Origin of the sequence: Proteiniphilum propionicum (genome assembly GCF_022267555.1) — a bacterium.
GTDB lineage: Bacteria > Bacteroidota > Bacteroidia > Bacteroidales > Dysgonomonadaceae > Proteiniphilum > Proteiniphilum propionicum.
This window is the reverse complement of record NZ_CP073586.1, coordinates 2,329,963-2,350,053: the sequence shown is the minus strand read 5'-3', so window position 1 is coordinate 2,350,053 and position 20,091 is coordinate 2,329,963. Positions and strand designations below refer to the sequence as shown.

General features: G+C 42.5%; 15 protein-coding genes. 1 reads left to right on the top strand and 14 read right to left on the bottom strand.

The window, feature by feature from the left end:
* Positions 1–59 precede the first annotated feature (59 nt).
* The gene (gene nth / locus KDN43_RS09535) at positions 60–707 is read left to right on the top strand and encodes an endonuclease III (RefSeq protein ID WP_238865662.1); all 648 of its coding nucleotides are present in this window, start codon (positions 60–62) and stop codon (positions 705–707) included.
* 41 nt (positions 708–748) lie between these two features.
* On the opposite strand, the gene KDN43_RS09530 is transcribed toward nth, so the two are convergent.
* From KDN43_RS09530 to KDN43_RS09460, 14 genes are all read right to left on the bottom strand, one after another.
* Positions 749–964, bottom strand: a complete 216-nt coding sequence (locus tag KDN43_RS09530; RefSeq protein ID WP_238865660.1) for a DUF5652 family protein — start codon at positions 962–964, stop codon at positions 749–751.
* 83 nt (positions 965–1,047) lie between these two features.
* Positions 1,048–2,211: an aldose epimerase family protein gene (locus KDN43_RS09525; RefSeq protein WP_238865658.1), complete on the bottom strand. Its 1,164-nt coding sequence runs from the start codon at positions 2,209–2,211 to the stop codon at positions 1,048–1,050.
* A gap of 283 nt (positions 2,212–2,494) precedes the next feature.
* A complete protein-coding gene (locus KDN43_RS09515) occupies positions 2,495–4,306 on the bottom strand; it encodes a glycoside hydrolase family 2 protein (protein ID WP_238865656.1) in 1,812 nt (603 codons plus the stop codon).
* 116 nt (positions 4,307–4,422) lie between these two features.
* The gene (locus KDN43_RS09510) at positions 4,423–8,373 is read right to left on the bottom strand and encodes a hybrid sensor histidine kinase/response regulator transcription factor (RefSeq protein ID WP_238865654.1); all 3,951 of its coding nucleotides are present in this window, start codon (positions 8,371–8,373) and stop codon (positions 4,423–4,425) included.
* A gap of 108 nt (positions 8,374–8,481) precedes the next feature.
* Positions 8,482–8,979, bottom strand: a complete 498-nt coding sequence (locus KDN43_RS09505; RefSeq protein WP_407681761.1) for a family 43 glycosylhydrolase — start codon at positions 8,977–8,979, stop codon at positions 8,482–8,484.
* Between the two features lie 4 nt (positions 8,980–8,983).
* Positions 8,984–9,664 carry a beta-L-arabinofuranosidase domain-containing protein gene (locus KDN43_RS09500; RefSeq protein WP_238865651.1) on the bottom strand — a complete coding sequence of 227 codons (681 nt, stop codon included), beginning with the start codon at positions 9,662–9,664 and terminating at the stop codon, positions 8,984–8,986.
* Between the two features lie 11 nt (positions 9,665–9,675).
* Positions 9,676–11,322: an FAD-dependent oxidoreductase gene (locus tag KDN43_RS09495; protein WP_238865649.1), complete on the bottom strand. Its 1,647-nt coding sequence runs from the start codon at positions 11,320–11,322 to the stop codon at positions 9,676–9,678.
* A 38-nt stretch (positions 11,323–11,360) separates the two neighbouring features.
* On the bottom strand, positions 11,361–13,127 hold the full coding sequence (locus tag KDN43_RS09490) for a hypothetical protein (RefSeq protein ID WP_407681792.1): 1,767 nt from the start codon (positions 13,125–13,127) through the stop codon (positions 11,361–11,363).
* Positions 13,128–13,440: 313 nt separating this feature from the next.
* On the bottom strand, positions 13,441–14,586 hold the full coding sequence (locus KDN43_RS09485; protein WP_238865646.1) for an Ig-like domain-containing protein: 1,146 nt from the start codon (positions 14,584–14,586) through the stop codon (positions 13,441–13,443).
* A 30-nt stretch (positions 14,587–14,616) separates the two neighbouring features.
* Complete coding sequence (locus KDN43_RS09480) at positions 14,617–16,095, bottom strand: glycoside hydrolase family 88/105 protein (RefSeq protein WP_238865644.1); 1,479 nt, start codon at positions 16,093–16,095, stop codon at positions 14,617–14,619.
* 59 nt (positions 16,096–16,154) lie between these two features.
* Positions 16,155–17,696: a glycoside hydrolase family 76 protein gene (locus KDN43_RS09475; RefSeq protein ID WP_238865642.1), complete on the bottom strand. Its 1,542-nt coding sequence runs from the start codon at positions 17,694–17,696 to the stop codon at positions 16,155–16,157.
* Positions 17,697–17,720: 24 nt separating this feature from the next.
* Positions 17,721–18,530 carry a glycoside hydrolase family 16 protein gene (locus KDN43_RS09470; protein WP_238865640.1) on the bottom strand — a complete coding sequence of 270 codons (810 nt, stop codon included), beginning with the start codon at positions 18,528–18,530 and terminating at the stop codon, positions 17,721–17,723.
* A gap of 604 nt (positions 18,531–19,134) precedes the next feature.
* Complete coding sequence (locus KDN43_RS09465) at positions 19,135–19,692, bottom strand: transposase (protein ID WP_238865638.1); 558 nt, start codon at positions 19,690–19,692, stop codon at positions 19,135–19,137.
* A gap of 9 nt (positions 19,693–19,701) precedes the next feature.
* Positions 19,702–20,091, bottom strand: a complete 390-nt coding sequence (locus KDN43_RS09460) for an IS110 family transposase (RefSeq protein WP_238865636.1) — start codon at positions 20,089–20,091, stop codon at positions 19,702–19,704.

Here is a 20,091-nt window from a genome sequence, read left to right as displayed (position 1 = left end):
ATTCCAAGAAACAGAGATAGCAGTATGTAAGTGATGCTACGGGACAATTTTTCAAAATAATGACCAAAAAAGAGCGTTATAAAAAGGTTCTAGACTGGTTTGAAGCCAATGCGGAATCGGCAGAAACCGAATTGCACTACAAAAACAAGTATCAACTGCTGGTTGCAGTGATTCTGTCTGCACAATGCACAGACAAGCGGGTAAATATGATAACACCCGCTCTGTTCGATGCATTTCCTACACCCAGGGCAATGGCTGCATCATCACATGATGAGGTATTTGAGTATATCAAATCGTGCTCTTATCCAAATAATAAAGCCAAAAACCTGGTAGGAATGGCAAAAAAGCTGGTTTCGGATTTCGATGGAGAGGTGCCCTCAGACATAGATTCTCTACTCACCATTCCGGGAGTAGGCCGAAAAACAGCCAACGTGATACTGGCTGTGGCATTCGACACACCGGCAATGCCTGTAGATACACATGTTTTTCGTGTAGCCAACCGTATCGGGTTGACAAACAATTCAAAAACACCACTCCAATCTGAAATGGAACTCGTAAAGTATATCCCGGAGTCAATGCTTACCAAAGCACATCACTGGCTAATCCTGCACGGCCGTTACATATGTATGGCACGAAGGCCGAAATGTGAAATATGCGGTCTTTCTCAATGGTGCAAATATTATGAAAAAAAGGAAGGCCATCTTTAAATATGACAGCCCCCTACTTCTAATGCATTTAACTTCCCGGTCTATTCTGCTTCGGGCATTGCTTTTTTCTTATGCAGAATCAGATAGACAATAGGCAAAATTCCAATCGTATTGAAAATGGCAAGGAAAATAAACCATACCAGATGGTTGTTCCGTGCAGATCTCCACATAGCAATCAATTTCATTACCGCGTCAAACAACGCGAGCACTCCCAGAAGTACAATTACCCAAATGGGTAGATCTGTTAAATTTTGCATAATTAGAAATTTAAAGTAAATAAAAAGAAACGAAGAAAAAATTTCGGGCTACAATTTGATAATTTTAGCCCGAAATCCATTTGTCAATTATTACTACCATTTATCACTGTGAATTTATAAATACAGCGGCTGGTATATTTCTCACCCGGTTTCAGGTAGGGTGATGGCCAGTCGGGTTTATTAGGAGAATCGGGATATTTCTGTGTTTCCAGACAGATGGCATTGCGTTTGGCATATACAGCCCCATACTTACCGGTCACCGTTCCGTCGAGGAAGTTACCTGTATAGACCTGCAAACCCGGTTCTGTTGTATATACCTCAAGCTGAATACCTGTCACGGGGGAATAAACCGTGGCGGCCGGTTTTGAAATATCTCCATTTGTATTCAATACCCAATTATGGTCATAACCGTCGCCGTTTTTCAACTGCACGAAATCGTAATTATCAATCCTTTCACCAATAGCGGTAGGAGTCCTGAAGTCCATTGGAGTACCCTCTACCGGACTAATCTCTCCTGTAGTCATAAAGGTATCATCAACTGGTGTAAACGCATCGGCATTAATTGTTAGCAAGTCTTTTAGAATGGTGTTGTTGCCATCGCCGCTCAGGTTGAAGTATGAGTGGTTTGTCAGATTCACCACGGTCTCCTTGTCAGTGGTAGCCTCATACTGAAGATCAATAGCATTATCATCGGTCAGCACCATAGTCACTTTCACGTTAAGATTACCAGGGAATCCGGCCTCACCGTCTTTGGACAAGTATGTGAGAATAAGGGTCTGGCTATCCTGCTGAACAGCTTTGAAAACCTGTTTGTCAAACCCTTCAGGCCCGCCATGCAGGGTGTGGCCATAGTTATTTTTCGGAAGCTGGTACTCCACACCTTCTACAGTTATTTTCCCGTTGGCAATCCTGTTGCCGTAACGGCCGATGGTAGCTCCAAAATTGTTGTTTATACTCATATAATCGTTAATGTTGTCAAATCCAAGAACAACATCCTGCAGTTTACCATCATTGCCGGGCACCATAACAGAAACAATCCGTCCGCCATAATTAGTTACCGTAACCTCCATGCCAGCAGAATTTTTCAATACATATAAATCGGTAGAATCACCATTCGCAACCGATTGAAAATCAATTTTCTTCATTCCCGAAAGCGTTGTCTGCTCAGCGGGAGCCTCTTTTTGTTTGTTCGTACATCCAACCGCTGCAATAACTGCCAGCAGCCAGATCATTCTGTTAAGCTTCATCTTTTCTTCTCTCTATATTTATAAATTATTGCTAAAATCGCCTATATTTCACAAATGTAAGCAATTATTCAATATAAATAACCAATACGCATTAAAAAACAGGTTTTACGGCTTCTAAAGATGGCGTTCCTCCTTTAACATAAGGCCAGTCGTTTTGCCATAGGATCTGGTCCATCATCAGCACCCTCCCTTTCGGGTTAGCCACCGATACAGCATGATAGAGAATCCAGTCGTACGCTGCTCCTGATAAGAGATAAATATATATACGGTACAGAGTGAAATATTAATCTTTTAATATGTTGCATATCTCCTGGTTCACTTTTTTCACACGTGCCTCGTCAACCTTTACCAGTTTACGGTCATACGTCATTAACCCGTTCACCTCAATCTCCACATCGGTGGTCTGGGTATAAACGGCTGCTGAAAATCCCTGACGAATCAGTTGTTTCAGTTGTTCGGCATATTTCACATATTCATCCGTCACCTCACTTGAACTGTTGAACTGCACATAACCCCAGTTACGGTTTGGTTCCCACAGATGTTCCTTGTTTGCCCAACCTATACCGCCATATTCACCCAAAACAGTTGCACGCTGAGCATCGTACAGATACATCCTTGGATTCGGATAATTATGCAAATCAAGCATATCTCCTATTGTATAATGGTTGCCACCACTGGCGGGATTCACTAGACGGGAAGGATCGTATTGTTTTGTCCATTCTGTAATTTCATTTGTTTTGAATTGTCCCCACGCTTCGTTAAAAGGCACCCATACTCCAATGGAAGGATAAGAGTATAGATAATCAATAATTTCTTTCCATTCCTTACGGAAATTGGCTTCGGATTCTGGAGTACGCATCCTTTCTACGCCGGTATAATACTGATGCATTTGCCATTCCGGGCTCCTGTCACCGCTTGGCATATCCTGCCAGACAATGATACCATGACGGTCACAATGGGTGTACCAGCGTGCAGGCTCGACTTTCACATGTTTGCGAATCATATTAAAGCCAAAATCTTTGGTTTTAACCACATCGTACTCCAATGCTTCATCTGTTGGAGCGGTATAGAGCCCGTCGGGCCACCATCCTTGGTCGAGCGGTCCGAAATGGAACAAATCTTTGTTGTTTAGCTGCAATCTTACGATTCCATTGTCGTCTCGTTTAGTTGAGTATTTGCGCATTGCAGCATAACTTTTTACTTCATCGAGCTGTTTTGAACCATCGGATAGTGTAATTTCCAGATCGTAAAGGAATGGATCGCCGGGCGACCATAACCTGGCGTTTTGCGGCATTAAAACTTCAACAGGAAGATTGTTGATGGATTGACCCTTAGCAATTACATGTGTACCTTCAAGCACCTTTACCTCCACCCTATTTGCTGTTGATGCTATACTTGCAACAGCTTCGATAGTAAGAGTATTAACATCGATATCAGGCGTAATTTTAATATTTTTGATATAATTCTGAGGTACCGGTTCTATCCAGACAGTCTGCCAGATACCGGTTACCGGTGTATACCAGATGCCTTCGGGTTTGTTCACCTGCTTTCCGCGTGGTTGATACCCCTGATCAGTAGGATCCCATACTTTCACGACAATGGTGTTTTTTCCACTCGTAAGAGCAGGTGTGATATCAAATGAAAAAGGTGTATAACCTCCAGTGTGATGACCCACTTTCACATCGTTGACCCATACATCGGCTTTCCAGTCCACGGCGCCGAAATGGAGTAGTATTATGTTGTTTTTCCACTTTGAAGGTACTGTAAATTCCCGCTGGTACCAAAGTTCATTATCCTTTCCAACTCTTTTTTGAACTCCCGAAAGGCTTGACTCAATGGCAAAAGGGACTAGGATCTCACCATCGAAACTGCCAGGTTTCTGTTTACCAACGGGCAAAATGGCATAATTCCACAATCCGTTTAGGTTTAGCCACTCAGTACGTTCCATGATTGGCCTCGGATATTCAGGGAGCACATTATTCACATCGATTTCCGATGCCCACCTTGTTTTGAGTTTATCTCCCACTGGTTGCCACTGGGCAGAAAGAGATAAAGTTGTAACAAATAAAACAAATAAGACTAATTTTGATTTCATGCTAATGTTATTTTTAGATATGTATTATTTCAACGTCACGAAAATAGTTACTACTAAAGAGAGTAAGCAGAAGAAATTGATCAAAAAGTACAAATACAATCTCATAAAAGCATTTGCTATTCAAAATCTTTAGGTAATACACCAAACTGCTGCTGAAAACATTTCGAAAAATATGAAGGTGAGCTGAAACCTACCATATAGCACACTTCATTAACTTTATATTCGTTCTCTTTGAGTAACTGCGCTGCTCTTTTCAATCGTTCTACCCTAATGTATTCATTTGGTGTTAAATCCAGAACTCCCTTTATCTTCCTATAAAAACTAGCTCTGCTCATATTGAACTGCTCCGCGATATTCTCCACAATAAAATCAGAATTATCAAGATTTTCATGAACTATTGTATGAAGTTTTTTAATAAATTCTTCATCCGACCTTGTAAGCGCCATGCTATTTGCCCCGATGAAAGGGTTTTTTAGAAAAGTTTCACGGAGTTTTTCCCTGCCCTGAAGCAGATTTTCTATTCGAGCCAGCAGCACTTCAACAGAGAATGGCTTTTCCAGATATGCATCAGCCCCCAGTTCATACCCTTGAACTTTAGATTGCGCCATCACCTTTGCAGTCAGTAGAATAACAGGAATATGACTAAATTCAATTTCCGACTTAACTCTTCGTGTGAATTCGAACCCATCCATTTCAGGCATCATTACATCCGTTACAATCAGGTTAACATTCGATTTTTTCAGTTGTTCCAATGCTTGAATACCATTTTCCGCGATAAGGATATGATAATGGGCTGAAAGAAATTTAGCCTCGAATTGAAGCAGCTCTACATCATCATCGACCAGCAGTACAGTAGCTCCTTTTCTTTGTTCATCGTCAATTTTCTCCAAATGGATCTCTTTTTTCTTCTGCTCATGAATACAGGAGTCATTAAAACTTACATTTCCTACAGGTAGTTTCAGAAGGAACCGGTTATATTTGTCATTATTTTCAAGGGTCAGACTTCCACCATGGAGTTCAGCCAACGAGCTTGCAAGTGCAAGTCCTATTCCCGTTCCGGAAATATTCTTTTCCTGCACTTCATCAATCTGTATAAAAGGTTTGAAAATTTCCTTTTTACTTGCCTCAGGTATAAGCTCTCCGTCATTTATTGTAATCAGATGGAACTCACTAGCTTCATTGTCTATGATATTTGCTTCTAGCCTAACGTAACGATCACAAAACTTCATGGCATTATTTAAAAGATTGCTGATGATTTTCAAAAATGCCTCTTTGTCCAGTTGGACGAACATATCGTCACCCGGTAGATCTGTCTCCAATGTAATATTATTCTGTATAGCCATTGGTGTAAAGCGAAGTATGGTTTCTCTAATCAGTTCAGTAACGTTTTGTGTCTGAAGATTTAACAGATAGGCTTCAGATTCTGTTTTTCGGAAGTCAAGCAGTTGATTGGTCAAATTAAGCAGCCTGCCTGTATTCTTGCTCATAATCAACAGATTTTCTTTCACGCTATCAGAGACATCCTCTGTCATCAATACATGATCGAGCGGTGCTTTAATCAGAGTAAGGGGTGTACGGATTTCATGGGCTACATTGGTAAAAAAATTTATTTTTGACCGATACAGTTCCCGTTCTTTCTGTTGTTCAAAATTTCTCATTTTAACCTTTTGCCTGAGTCTACCGCGTACGGTTAAAAAGCGTGTAAGTATATATGTAGCAGTTAAAAGAAACAAAAAATATATAAAAAAAGCCAGCTGGGTGCGCCAAAAAGGAGGTCTTATCTGAATGGATAGGGTTTTTACTTTTTCAATGGATTCTCCGCGATCTTCACCGGAAATTCCGAGTATGAGTTTATAATTACCAGATTTTAAGTTAGAATAGATAATAGTTCTGTTATCTTCGGCAGATATCCAGGTTTTATCAAATCCCTCTAGAATATAAAATATCTGATCAGTGTCGGCGCCGGAATAATCCAAACGGGCAAAACTTATGCTGAAAGAGTTCTGGTGATAAGGCAAACTCAGAGCATCCGTAAACATCAAACTCTTTTTTAAGGGTGATTTACAGTCAATAGGGCTTATCATTTTATTATTAACAAAAATATCTGTAAACAGGAGTGGGGCATTGATCTGGGTTTCTTTAAAATTGTCTGGGTCAAAGCGTACAAATCCGTCTAATGATCCGAAATAAATTATCCCATCCCTAGTTTTATAACTCGACATGTAATTGAATTGATTTGTTTTTAACCCATTGTTAACAGTATAGTTCTTAAAAACTCTTCTTTCGGGATCGAATCTTACAAGCCCGGAATTTGTGGATAACCAGAGAAAACCGTCACTATCGTCAACTATCTGGTATACTACATCATTCGGCAACCCATGAGAACTGTTAATGGTAGTAAATGTTTCGCTTTCCCTGTCGAAAAGGCCAAATCCTCCACCTTGGGTAGTGATCCACAGTCTATTTTTACTGTCTTCATATACAGATGTGGTTTTATTATATGACAGACTACCTGGGTACAGGGCGTTGTGCACAAAGATACTCCATTCATTTGTTACAGGATTAAATCGATAAAGCCCATCTAAAAAAGTAGATATCCATATAAAACCATAACTATCCTCAAAAATATTCTGAATAGATATTCCTTTTAACTTTTCAATCCGATTGAATTTATCATTTTTTTCATCGTAGATGTCCACCCCTGATAAAGTACCAACCCACAATACCCCCTGTCTGTCCTTACACAGTGAAAACGCGCTGTTTTGACTGATCGAAAGAGGATCATCGGAATGAGTATATTTAACCAGTTTGCCTGTTTTGAGATTATACCTGTTCAACCCTTTTGAAAAAGTTCCTATCCAAAGATCATCTCCATCATTATACAAAGCATGAATATTAGTGTACAATGTTTCCAATTGATGAGGCAGCGGCAAAAAAGTTCCTGTTTTCGGATCGAAAAAGTTAAGACCGCCATCTTCTGTACCAATCCACATATTCCCGTTTGGAGCAGGACAAAATTCCCTGACACGTTTACCTTTTAAACCTTTTTTGCCGGCAAGTGGATAAAACAATTCGAAGCTATTCTGTTGATTAGAATAATAATCTACTCCTCCAAAATAGGAGCCGACCCATATCCCCCCGTCCCTATCCTTGCATATTGAATATATAGCATTGTCTGACAGCGAATTGTAAGCAATATCATCATGCCGTAGATTTATCACATCTTCTGTATCCGTATGATAAATATAAACACCCGACTCTGTACCTATCCAAAGAGTATTGGAATCAATAATTTCAATACACCTGACGAATATTGGCTCACCCCAAGCATCCTTATCAAGTAAAATACTATGTGTTTTATTGATGGTATTGATCGCTATTAACCCTTTTTGCGATGTTGCTACAAGTAAAAGGTTGTGCTGATACATAATAACATCAGATACTTCACCGACCTGAGACATCAATTTATTGTCATCTTTCAGATTATGCCGGGTAATTTTTCCTGTTTGCTTGTTGATATAAAGAAAAGGTGATGAGTAGGGGAATACCCATACACCTTTATTGCTGTCAGCACATAAACTAACCATTTTCATTCCATCCTTTACCAATGGGATAGCATAAAAACTAAGCAAATCTTCAGCAAGACTATAATGATAAATACCTTTGTCTTCAACTGACATCCATATATCACCATCCTTATCTGTCACCATTTCAGTAACAACACCCATCACTGAGTCATTTTCAATAGTAACACGGTTAAACCGATGAAATTCTTCCTTGTGCATATCATATATATATACACCTTCTTCAGTCGCAACCCATATCTTATCATTTCTATCCTGCAATATGCGATGAAAAACATTATCGGTCAACTTTCCATTTGGCGAAAATTTGAAAACTTTAAATTTTGTACCATCAAACCTGTTCAACCCGTCTTTAGTGCCAAACCACATGAATCCCTGATTATCCTGAAAAATAGACCTTACCGTATTCTGTGATAACCCGTTGTTTATGTTGTAATGTTTAAAAGAATACTCGGGATAGGGCATTGCTAAAGTTCTATGCATCAACAATGTAATGAATAGTATAAAAAGTACAACGCATTTTTTTTTAAAACTTTTCATGTGGATAATATTTCAAACATCACAAACTGCAAGCAATAAAAACAATTATAATTATTTCGTTAATTCAATAATAACGTTAACTTCATTTTGGTTATATAGTGTTCCGTCATCATCGATAAACAAACTGTTGTCAATGGTTTTTTCTACTTCAACCATCGGTTTCTGTACAGTTTGCATAAACGGTCCCAGCGGCGAATCGGAAACGGCTACGCACATGTGTTCATCTGCCGAATAATACATGAAAAATTTGCCGTCCACCAAATAAACCTCGGGAGCCCAAAACCATTTTTCACCAAAAGAATCATCTTTATGCAGGGCTAGTTTTTCTCCCTTTTGCCATACTTTCAAGTTATCAGACGTAAAAACCGCAATCCCGTCTTTTGAGTGAGTTCCATACGCATAGTTAACATCTTTGTATAGCAAAATAAACGGATCTGCCAGCGACACTCTGTCTACGGGATTGACAACTTGTTCGTTGTTTAATATTCCACAACTTAAATATAAAGTCAATAAAATGATAGACCAAGGTGCAATTATTGAAATTTTCATACTATTATGGATTATATACTGGAAATGCTGAAATTCTCAGGCGAGCTGCTCCCATAGGAATGAGAGTGATGTTTTCTGTGTGAGGTTCAAACCGGAGGTTCTCTCGTATGGGAAGTTCACCGGTAAGGCCATGCCGGTCAAAATCCCATCCGATTATTTTTCGTCCATGTGCTTTTATCTCAAGCGGCACACTGTTTACCGTGAACGGAAAATTATCAGTAGGCCAGTCTTTCTTAACTATTTCAAAGTTTTCTATTAAAGGTACTTTGTCATCTATGACGAGTCCATAATTCCAATCGCTCCCGGGATAAATTTCGTAAGTAGGCCATTTACTTGGATCAGCCTTCTTTTGCCATTTTGAATCCCAGATTGCGGTCTCGATACTGTTTACCTGTTCGTAATTTTCTTTGATCTTCAACGAAAAAGTCAGCGGTCCGTAGTTGATGCTACGACTACCCTGATTCACATGCCAAACTGATTGTGAAAGTGTCATCGGAACATTCAGCGTTACTTTATCGCCTTTCTGCCAGTTTCTCTCCAACCGGACGTACTTTCCGCCTTCCAAGTTAACGTTCACTGGAGTTCCATTAAATCGAGTTCCCATAATCCCTTTCAAGAAACCATGAAACATGTAAGATGACTCGTAAAACTCGTAAGTACCAATGTTAGTTTCTCCCCTTTGCAACTCTACACCAATTATTGATTCACCTTTAACACTTGATTTCTAGACAGCGACACCTGTTTAAGCTGTTCATACGGGACATCCTGCACACTGGTTTTATTATCGATAGCCATCACTGCAGCTGCTGCCGCTGACTGCCCCAGGATCATGAAAACCGGTTCCATGCGGATTGAACCGAAAGCGATATGGCTGGAAGAAACGCAAATCGGCACAAGCAAATTCTCACATTCCTCTTTTACAGGTATGATTGAACCATAAGCGATATGATATGATTTCGAAGGCTTCACACCCACGTCCCCTTCATTTTGTACAAATCCCTCTTCTGTTACGAAACGCTGTACATTGTGGGAATCGAGCGTGTATGAACCCATTCCAACCGGATCGGGCACATTCACCTTTCCAAGCACTTCGTTTTCAGTAGTGACATAAGCACCTACCATCCTTCTTGCTTCACGCACATAGAGCTGATAGGGCCAGTTGCCATTATCGGTGAACTCATCCTTGGCCAGTCCCCAGTTCTGCATCCTGTTTCTCACCTCCTCAGGCACCCGTTCATCGGTAGATACGAAATAGAGCAATCCTTTCTGATAATTTATATGATCTTCCACAATTTCGCGGCGCCGTTCGTAGGATGCCTCGGGATAATCATAGTTCATTCCTATATAATCGGAACTAAAAGGACCGTGGTTGTTGGTATCGGTTTTCCTGTTAGGAATCACATCAAATTTGGCAAACCACTCGTTCCATCCCGATTCAAAGACCCTGGCAAGCAGTTCGTAGTTGGCAGGATCATAACCTTCCGGTTTCTCGAAAGGAACCCTGTTATCGGGATGATTACTCATACACAACCTGTAACAATATGCCTGTATCTTATCGTCACCCGTGCAATTGGGTTGTATGGGTTCAACCGAAATATGGGGAAGTAATCCGCTGGACGGATCTCCCGGCACAATATAAGGATCGATAGGAGTGCTGAAATAGTGTCGATGATGATATACACCGGCCTGCACGCCGTTCCACTTTTCGCCATACTGCCCACAGGCTTCACGGCCTACCGTGTAAGAAACACCCGCGGCCGCCATCAGATCGCCCTCGTAGGTAGCATCAATAAACATTTTACCCCTGAATTTTTTACCCGAAAGAGTAGTAAAGGAAACAATCCTGTTATCTTTCACCTCGGTACCCGATTCCCTGTCAAGCCATTCATTCCTGTACACTTTTATATTGTACTCCTCAATAAAATCTTCAAATATTTTTTCGGCCACGCGTGGTTCAAATGTCCACATTGTCTTGCTTTCCCCATCCATGGCCACGGTACCCTGCCCTCTGTTACCGTATTCCGACTGTTTTTGCCATGTCCATGCCGTGGAATCGTTGTAATGCAACCAAACCCGGTGGTAAAACTCGCGGGAGAGGCCCCCGATAGCGTCGGTATTACCTGAATCGGTAAATCCCAGACCACTGGAAGTTAGCCCGCCTAAATGCTTGTCGGGGGAAACAATAATGACGCTTTTTCCAGACCGGGCGACTTCAACCGCCGAGATCACGGCGGCCGACGTGCCGCCGTAAATGATCACGTCCGCTTTATATGGATTATTTTTACATGATAGCATTGAAAAAACGGTAATCAAGCAAAACAAAAAGAATAATTTATCTTTCATTTTCAATCTTTTTAGAAGCACATTTATATATTATAGAATTACAGTCCTATTACTGGAATCCAGTTAGCCGCACTAGTAAAAGAAGGGCTGATTGCATCCTCCCCGCCGAGATCGTCAAATAAGGAGAAGTTAACAAACAATTCTCCAGATTTTATGCCTAGTTCTAATCGAGGCACAGCTATCTCCACGATATAGCCATAATCCTCATCACTGGCGTTAGAGACAGTTCCTCTATAAGTCGCACTCACGGTAACATCCGCATCGCTACTCCTCCATCCTCCGTTATAACTATCCACACTTCTCCGTCCATCATGTGACACCCTGATCCGCAAAGCTTCACCGGCCAACATATCGTTATCCGTCACCGGACTTATATAAATGGTCGCGTAGTCATCCTCCGACAGGGAGTTATCAAGCACTTCGACCAAGAAATAGACACTATCGTTATCGAACGAACTCCTGAGCGTTCCCTGTGCCTGCGATCTATCACCGACAAAAAGGGCCTGGTCGGTATTACTCCATTCGGAGTTATCCGCATCCACCTGCACACTCCGCGATGTTGCTTCAATACGGTGATTGAGCACAACCTCAGCCAACATTACCTGCCCGACAGAAGTGTTGGGCATAGCCCCCACCAACCGATGGCCATCTACTCTCTCCAGTGTACCCCAATATCCCTTACCCTTGAAGGGAGAGTATGCATCCTGACTGAAGTTACGTGCCCTGGCATCCCCCATCTTTATATAGAAAGTAGAGCCACTATTGTATGAAAGGGCCGTTTCTCCTGAGGGAAACTGCACCATATAAGGAGCTGCACCGGAGAAAGCAGAATCATGCCGATCCGCAGGGCCTTCTTCATCCGGGTTGAGATAGTTCCACTCACCATCTTCGCCCGAATAGGCAAATGAGATGTGATATCCTCCAATATTGGCCTCCAGGGCGGCTGCCAGTTCATTGCTTCCATTGAGTTTTATCACGCACGGCATCTGGTTATTGAAATATGTATTCCCATCCTTATAGTGCTTGGTACGTAATACATAATAAGGATTGGTACCGAATGCGGGAGTCCACGTGTTGCCACCGTCATTAGACACTACCATGGCAGTACCCGTATCGGTTGATTCAATACCGGTACAGCTACTGTCTGTAAAATAGCAGTGTATCTCTCCTGAAGGTAATTCAAGCAGGTAGGGTTCCCAATTTACCCCCTGATATATTTCAATAGGATCGCTCCAGGTAACACCATTATCTCTACTGCGCCTGATTTCAATTCCTGCATCGAGGGGCAAATCGCGATATCCCCTGTCGGCCCCGTATGACACCACGGCTAAAATATCGCCATTGGAAAGTACTATCCCGTCACAGTTTGCATAACGCCGTTCATTGTCATTACCATTACTGTCGATAATTTTATAGTTGGCAAATATCTTGCCTTTGTGACTCCATGAATTGAGGTTTTGGCCGATTGCATAATCGCAACTGGCACCGATTGTAGACTGGGCGTTATGGTAGAACATGATATAGTTGCCATTGGTCATCTTCTTGATCCGCGGATAACGGGGATGGTCAATCCCAAGTGAACTTCTTCCCAACTCAACGTAACTCCTGTAATTCATCTTTAGCGATGAACGTGATATAACATCTTCGTGGGAATTGATGGTAGCGTTTCCCTGGTTCAGTTCGGCGATAGGTGTAATATTCACACTTATCTGCCGGGGTGTAGCTGTGATGGTTACTTTCTCCGAACGGTTTCCATAGTTATCAATGGCCACGGCAATAATGTTATAGGTACCATATTCCGGCACCTTTAACAGAAAAACCCCCTTGTCATCTGTGGTTCGGCGTACGCTGTTTTTGTCCGCATTGGCCTCGTTGCCTCCTTCCGGCAGGGAGGAGATCTCAACGGAAACCGCCTCTGATGGGAAGATCCAGGTAACCTGCAATTCATTTGCATTTCCTGTCCTTATCGCAACCAAATCAATTACCGGGGCGACAACCACTTTCCCCGGCGGTTCTTTGTCCTTGTCATCCCCATCGGGGATGAGATCATCTTCCGTTCCGCAGGAAATCAATAGAGCGAAAGAGAAGATGGCCCATCCCGTAAGGAACAATACCCATTTATTCTTCTGGTTCATATCCTAAATAAATCTCTCTCAACTGGGCTGAAGCGCCTGATGACATAGACAAGAAACATTCATTTTTCTGACAATAGAATTTCAGATACCTGTATTTTGAAACCTGAATCGGAATATTGGGAGATTCAATCTCTTCTGCTGTTCTGGCATTGGTAACTTCCACATCGGTGGCAATGGTCGTGAAATTCACTCCATCATTACTTCCCGATATCTCTTCAATCATTAAATAGCGGAGGAATACCTGGGTAGTATTTCTATGACGTATCCTGAAATAATTTACCTTCTGCGGCTTTTGCATATCTATCACAAAATGGATATATCCGCCGTTGGCAGCACTCGGTACCGAAATTTCTCTGAATGTTTTACTTGGCCTTACCAATGCTAACATTGTATTTTCATCCCCATCAATAGCGCCGGTAAGAGAATTCCCTTCACCTGTGAACAACTCTTGAGAAGCTGTAACACTCCATCCGGCACGCGGATAGTCGCCTATGAAATCCTCTACGGTTACTTCGATCTCTGCTTTCACAGTAGGCACATCTTCTGATGTAATGGTGATTGTAACAGTACCCGCATCTATGGCAGTAACGTTACCCTCTGCATCCACCTCAGCGATTGTTTCGTCTTCCGATGCGTAAGTCACATTTTTGTTTTCAGCATCTTCCGGTAGCACAGTCACCCACTCGGCTATATTCACAGACTCGCCTACGGTAAGCTCCAGTTCAGCATTTTCTACTTGTATCTCTGCTGCCCTGATTGGTTCTTTTTCGGTTACCGTCAGTGTGAAACTGTCTGATTTTTCATCTACCGTTACCGTGATTGTCGTAGTACCTGCGGCAAAGATTGTTATCTTTCCCTGCTCATCTACGGTCGCTACATCGGAGTTGGAAGAGGCATATATCGCCTTTTTGTTTGTGGCATTTTCCGGCAAGATAGTTACTTTTCCAGCGATATTGATCGTCTCACTTCCTACTTCTACCGTCAACCCTTTTTTCAGGTCTTCATCCAATTTCACAGATTCCACTCTAACGTCCACATCATCGGGCACATTATCATCCTTACAGTTTGTCAGCGATATTCCAATAAATGCGAATATCACAAAAAAAGCAATTACTTGGTTTTTTTTCATACCATTAATTTTTTTGTTTTTAGATTTTTATTATAAATCGCTAGATAGAGCATTCGCACACCACAAGAGTGGTGCCTGACCGTGCAGGTCACCTGTATTTCGTTTACGGTCGAGATAATATTGATAGTCGTTCCGGGCATTTGTACCCTCACACACATCCCTTATATTGTCATCATCATTCAGATAGGTCAAAAGAGACAGCCATGCCTTGCGGGCGGCTGCTCCATAAGTCTCTTTATTGAGCCATCCCTTCTTTACCCCTACAATCATGGCATAGGCAAACATGGCAGTACCCGAGGTCTCTTTCCAAGATACCGGATCATCTATCAATTGTCTCCACATGCCATCTTCCGCCTGATATTGCAATAATGTCCTCATCATTAACCGATAGGCTTCTTCTATCCTTGGCCTGTCGGGATTATCTTCAGGGAGTATCCTCAACAATTCCGCCATGCCTACTGCCATCCATCCGTTTCCACGTCCCCAGAAGAACGGCACAGTAGGCGTATGATGAAACAGTCCGTTAGGGCGTTGAATCCGATCTAAGTACATCGCCATTTCCCTGGCGGTCCTGTCGATATATTTCCTGTCCCCGGTAACCTGATACGCTTGTGCCTGCACAGCAGTGATCATAAACATATCATCAATCCATATACGTGTTTGCCAGGAATAGCCTTGCTCATGCCAATCTCTCTGATCCTGTGTGGCATTGGGCGGCAATTTCCACTGTGTATCAGCATAATGCAATCCCAGTTCGAGATGCCTGCCGGCACCGGTAGTCTTATATATCTCCAATGGAACCGATCCGAATACATTATTATCCACATGGTTGGGAGCGGGATATAAATTGGAAGATCCCGACATAAAGAAAATATTGTCATACCTGGCGAGTAACCGATTGTATAATTGTTCATCCCCTATCGTCCGGGAAAACCAGAACGCGCCTAACCAGGTACAGACATAGGGATAGTTGACACGAGGATTTTGGGTATCTACTGTTCTGATATAGCGTTCGGTAAGCCTTATCCCTATCTCTTTTGGATCACTTCCCTCGGGAAAAACCGTCAGCAAGGCATCTTCATGCAACGGCGTAGCAGTACCCTTTACCTCCTTCGATCGTTTTCCGTAGTTGTCAATGGCAATAGCACCAACTACATATGTGCCATGCTCCGGCACTTTTATCAGGTAAGAGTCCTCGTTCGACGTAGACCTACGCACATTATTCCTGATGGCATTGGTTTCGTTTTCTCCTTCCGGATGATAAGATAGTTCCACAGAAGTGGCTTCTTCGGGATAGATCCAGGAAACCTGCAGTTCATTGGGATTTTCCGTACTTGTTATCTCCAGATTTTCTACGGCAGGCATAATGATTACCTGTTCTCCTCCATTATCGTCATCGTCATCATCAGAAGGGATCGGATCGTCCGTTCCACATGACAAGAATAACAGGAGAAAAAGCATAAACCATTTACTCAAAAACAAATTATATTGAATAGATCTCATTGACATATGTCTTCGCTTTAGTTGCTTATATATCCCATACGGGAGTTGATTTAATTCGTTTAATTTTATAGCCCCTCTTTTTCCAATGCCGCGAGTTGCGCAAGCATCTCCACAAATCCTCCTTCGTGCAATACTTCCCAGGAGGTTTGGGTCTGATTTACAAAATACCTGTTACTCAACAAATTGGTAGCCCTATCACGGCATTCCGACTCCCATGCCTGCAACATACTCTTTTCAAATGAATTAATATAAGTCCTTCTGTTATCGATCCTGTACAGTTCAATAAATCCCCGGAACATAATGGCAAAGAACCATGCATGGTCTCCATTGATCCGGTAGAATTCTTCACCCAGCTCTTTGGAATTATATAAAGAGAACCACCTCCGGTGGGCAGAAATTGCTATCTGGCTGGCATCTTCCAGGTACTTTTGTTCGCCGGTGATATTGTAGAGCAAGCAGGCAGCCTGCATCGGCTGGCCTGAATTATAACTATATTTGGCTTTATCCACCACCATCCCCGGGGTGATATTGTCATAAAAGAGATGGTCACTAGGATCCTGCAAATACTGCTTTAGCCAAGCGTACAATTCTTTAGCTTTACTGAGATACTTTTCCTCTTTTGTTATTTCATAGAGTTTACATCCCAGTACTGCCGCCGGTGCCGTGGAACAGGTGTGTTTGTTGCTGTATGCCGGTATTTCTCTCCAGAGAATGCCACCTCCTGCCGAACTTGTATTTCCTACCATTAGATAATCCCATACCATTTCAGCCTTTTCAAGGAAATGGTTTTCTCCGGTTTGTCTATATAACTCGGCCATATCCAAACCTATCCATACATTATCGTCATAGAATCTTTGATTCCCGTTCTGCGGATAAACGGCATAGGCTTTCAGGTTATTATCGGTAGTGATAAAACTGTTAATACTGTTGTACATACGATCCGTCATAGCAGTGTATTTCGCCTCATATTCAGTACCAATAGCAGCATTCCGCAATGCCACGAATCCAGAAAGGCCGGCCCCCTGTCCCCATACCACAGCATCTCCATCCCAATAGGGGCCTGTCGCATTGGGATACCTGGTATTCCAGCAATCACGGGGCGACTTTCCGAAACAGAGGTCTATAAGCGAACTCATAAGTATATCGGCCCGTTCTATAAAAAGGGTTTTCGGCACATCTTCTTCCCTCGTGGGAGTGGCTTTGACAGTTACTTTCTCCGAGCGGTTTCCGTAATTGTCAATGGCTACTGCCCCCACAATATAGGTCCCGTGTTCCGATACTTTTATCAGGAAAGAACCTTTATCACCTGTAGTCCGGCGTATATTGTTATTCACTGCTCCGGCTTCATCTTCTCCTTCCGGCAGGTAGGATATTTCAACGGAAAGGGCTTCTGAAGGGTAAGTCCAAGTTACGTACAGTTCATTTGCTTTCCCTGTTTCTTCCACTGCCAGATCATTTACGGGAGAAACGGTTATGACCTCATTTCCTCCTCCGTTATCCTTGCCACTGTCATCCGGTATAGGATCATCACCAGCACATGAAATTACCAATGGTAAGGAAAAGAGAATCCATCCTACAAAGAACAATATAGCGTTGTTATTTTTCATGTTACATTTAATTTGAATACAGAACTATTGGTCATTCATTACACCCTCGGTAGGAGGAATCTGCTTATAATAGCGTACCCAATCAATAAACATATCTACTGGTAACGCATCGGAGTCCGTTTCTTTATTGATACAAATACCAATATGAAGATTTAAATCCTGATCATTAAATGGAAATTGCCCAGTAATCTGGGTCAGTATCCTGGGATATTTTCTGGTACGAACCCCGTCTACATAAAACACCAAGCTGTCGGGATATTTCTCTACTCCATAAATATGATACCGGGCAGGGTTTACTCCCACTATCATAGTGGAAGGTGGATTGTCAGTCATCTTTTTTATTGTAGTATATTCAGTCGTAACAGATTGATAAATGAAATCATCATAGTTATACTGCTCCATAATATTGATCGCGATATTCTCCTTCCGATTTTCAGGCAAAAGTCGAATGAAAGTCCATGCACCTGATGCGGGATTAATAGATGCCCTAATTTCTATTCTTCCGGTTTCATTCTCTTTAAAACCTTCTCTGGTGATTCCTCCCGTGAGAAAAGGAATCGCGCTACTTTCTGATAAATTCTGCATTCCCCGTAAGACAAGGTTTCCGTCCTGATGAATATAAAGGAAACTATTCTCGCTCATATACTTGTTCATAGGATGTTTTCCGCGGGGTATTTTCTTCCAAACACTTGGATCGGACGAGTCCGTGAAATTGTCTTCCCAAACGAGAATCCACCCTTTTCTATATTTTTCAGGATCGTCTTTTTTATCTGAACAAGAAAAAAAGGAGGCAAGAAGCAATAATATCGTGAACTGTAGAATGTTTCTTTTCATATGTAAATTGTTCGATATATATATCTATTAATTAATGATTTAATTCATTTTAAAAATTATATTTCTTCGTTTTGACAAAACAAAAGACAGCACTCATCTTTTGGACAAATGCACCGGTTATCGGAAAGACAAACAGGTAAGAAGGGTTTAAAATTTCATATGCGTGCTCTTGTGCAACAACTTTGGGTGCTTACCTGTTGAGGTCAGTTTCATATTCGACTTGGACGCCTTGTCGCGCCGTACGCCAGTAAAAATCGACCTTTGGTACTTGTTTCCCGTTTATGTCAGGGTTGGTGACTTTCAACTTCCGGCAGGACTGACGGGATTATGCGGGACAAGCTCGACGCAATATCCCATCTTTTCCAACTCTGCCTTCAGATACCTTTTGCGCCTTGCTTCCACCCGGCTGTTTAAATAATCGGCTCCCAGTTCATTGTAAGGGACTTAGTCTTTTAAGACATGATACACCGACTTGAGGATGGAGTGGGCCACGGCCACGATGGCCCTTTTTTTGCCGCGGCGAGCTGCCAGGCGATGGTACCGGGCATGGTAGAACGTGTCTTTTGTCCGCGACGCCGCCCATGCCGATTGGCTCAGGATGGATTTAGCCTGCTTGTTCCCGTGGGTGGTGCGTCCGTTTTTTTTTACCGGCACTCTCATTGTTACCCGGTGAAATGCCCACCCAACTGCTTAGATGCTTCTCATTTGGGAAAACATCCATGTCCAGCCCGATCTCGGCGATAAGGTCCTCCACGCTCTTGCGGTTCAATCCCGGGATCTCCCGCAGACGTTCCAGGGCATTCTCATAAGGGGCAAGGGCATGTTTGATCTTTTCATTCAAATCCCGTATGAGAGACTCCAGGTGGCGGTTGTTCCCCCGGATTGTGCCCAGCAGGTAGATGTGGTGGTCGGTGATGTAACCGTTACAGGCTTCAAAAAGTTCCTCTTTGGTGGCTTCTATCTTTTTGTGGTATACCTCTTCAATATCGCCCATGGTCACTTCTTTCCCCTGGCACAACTTGTCGATCAGTCTGGTTGCCGTTACTCCCGAGGTGTCGCTTAACACGCTTGAAAGTTTCACATTGCAGTCTTCCAGGATGCGGATGATACGGTTCCTGTTCGAGGAGATATCCTGTACCAGTTTGGTCCGGTAACGCGTCAAATCCCGTAACTACCGTTGTTCCCGAGGGGGAATATAACTGGGTTTTAGCAAGCCGGCAAGCAATAACTTGCACAGCCACCTGCAGTCCTGCTTGTCCGTCTTATGCCCCGGTACGTTCTTCACGTGACGGGCATTAACAATCCAAACTGTCAATCCCGAGGGCTCAAGGACATGATAGACAGGCTTCCAATAGACTCCCGTACTCTCCATTACAACGTGGGTTACCCTGTTTTCCAATAACCAGTCTTTCAATTCTGTCAAAGAGCGCGTCACGGTCCCGAATTCATGGGTTTCCGTCCTAAGTCCTTCGCCACTTATGGTGGCCACTAACATCTTCTTGTGGACGTCTATCCCGCATCCCCGGGAGACAACCTGGTTGAATGACACTTGTGATTCCAT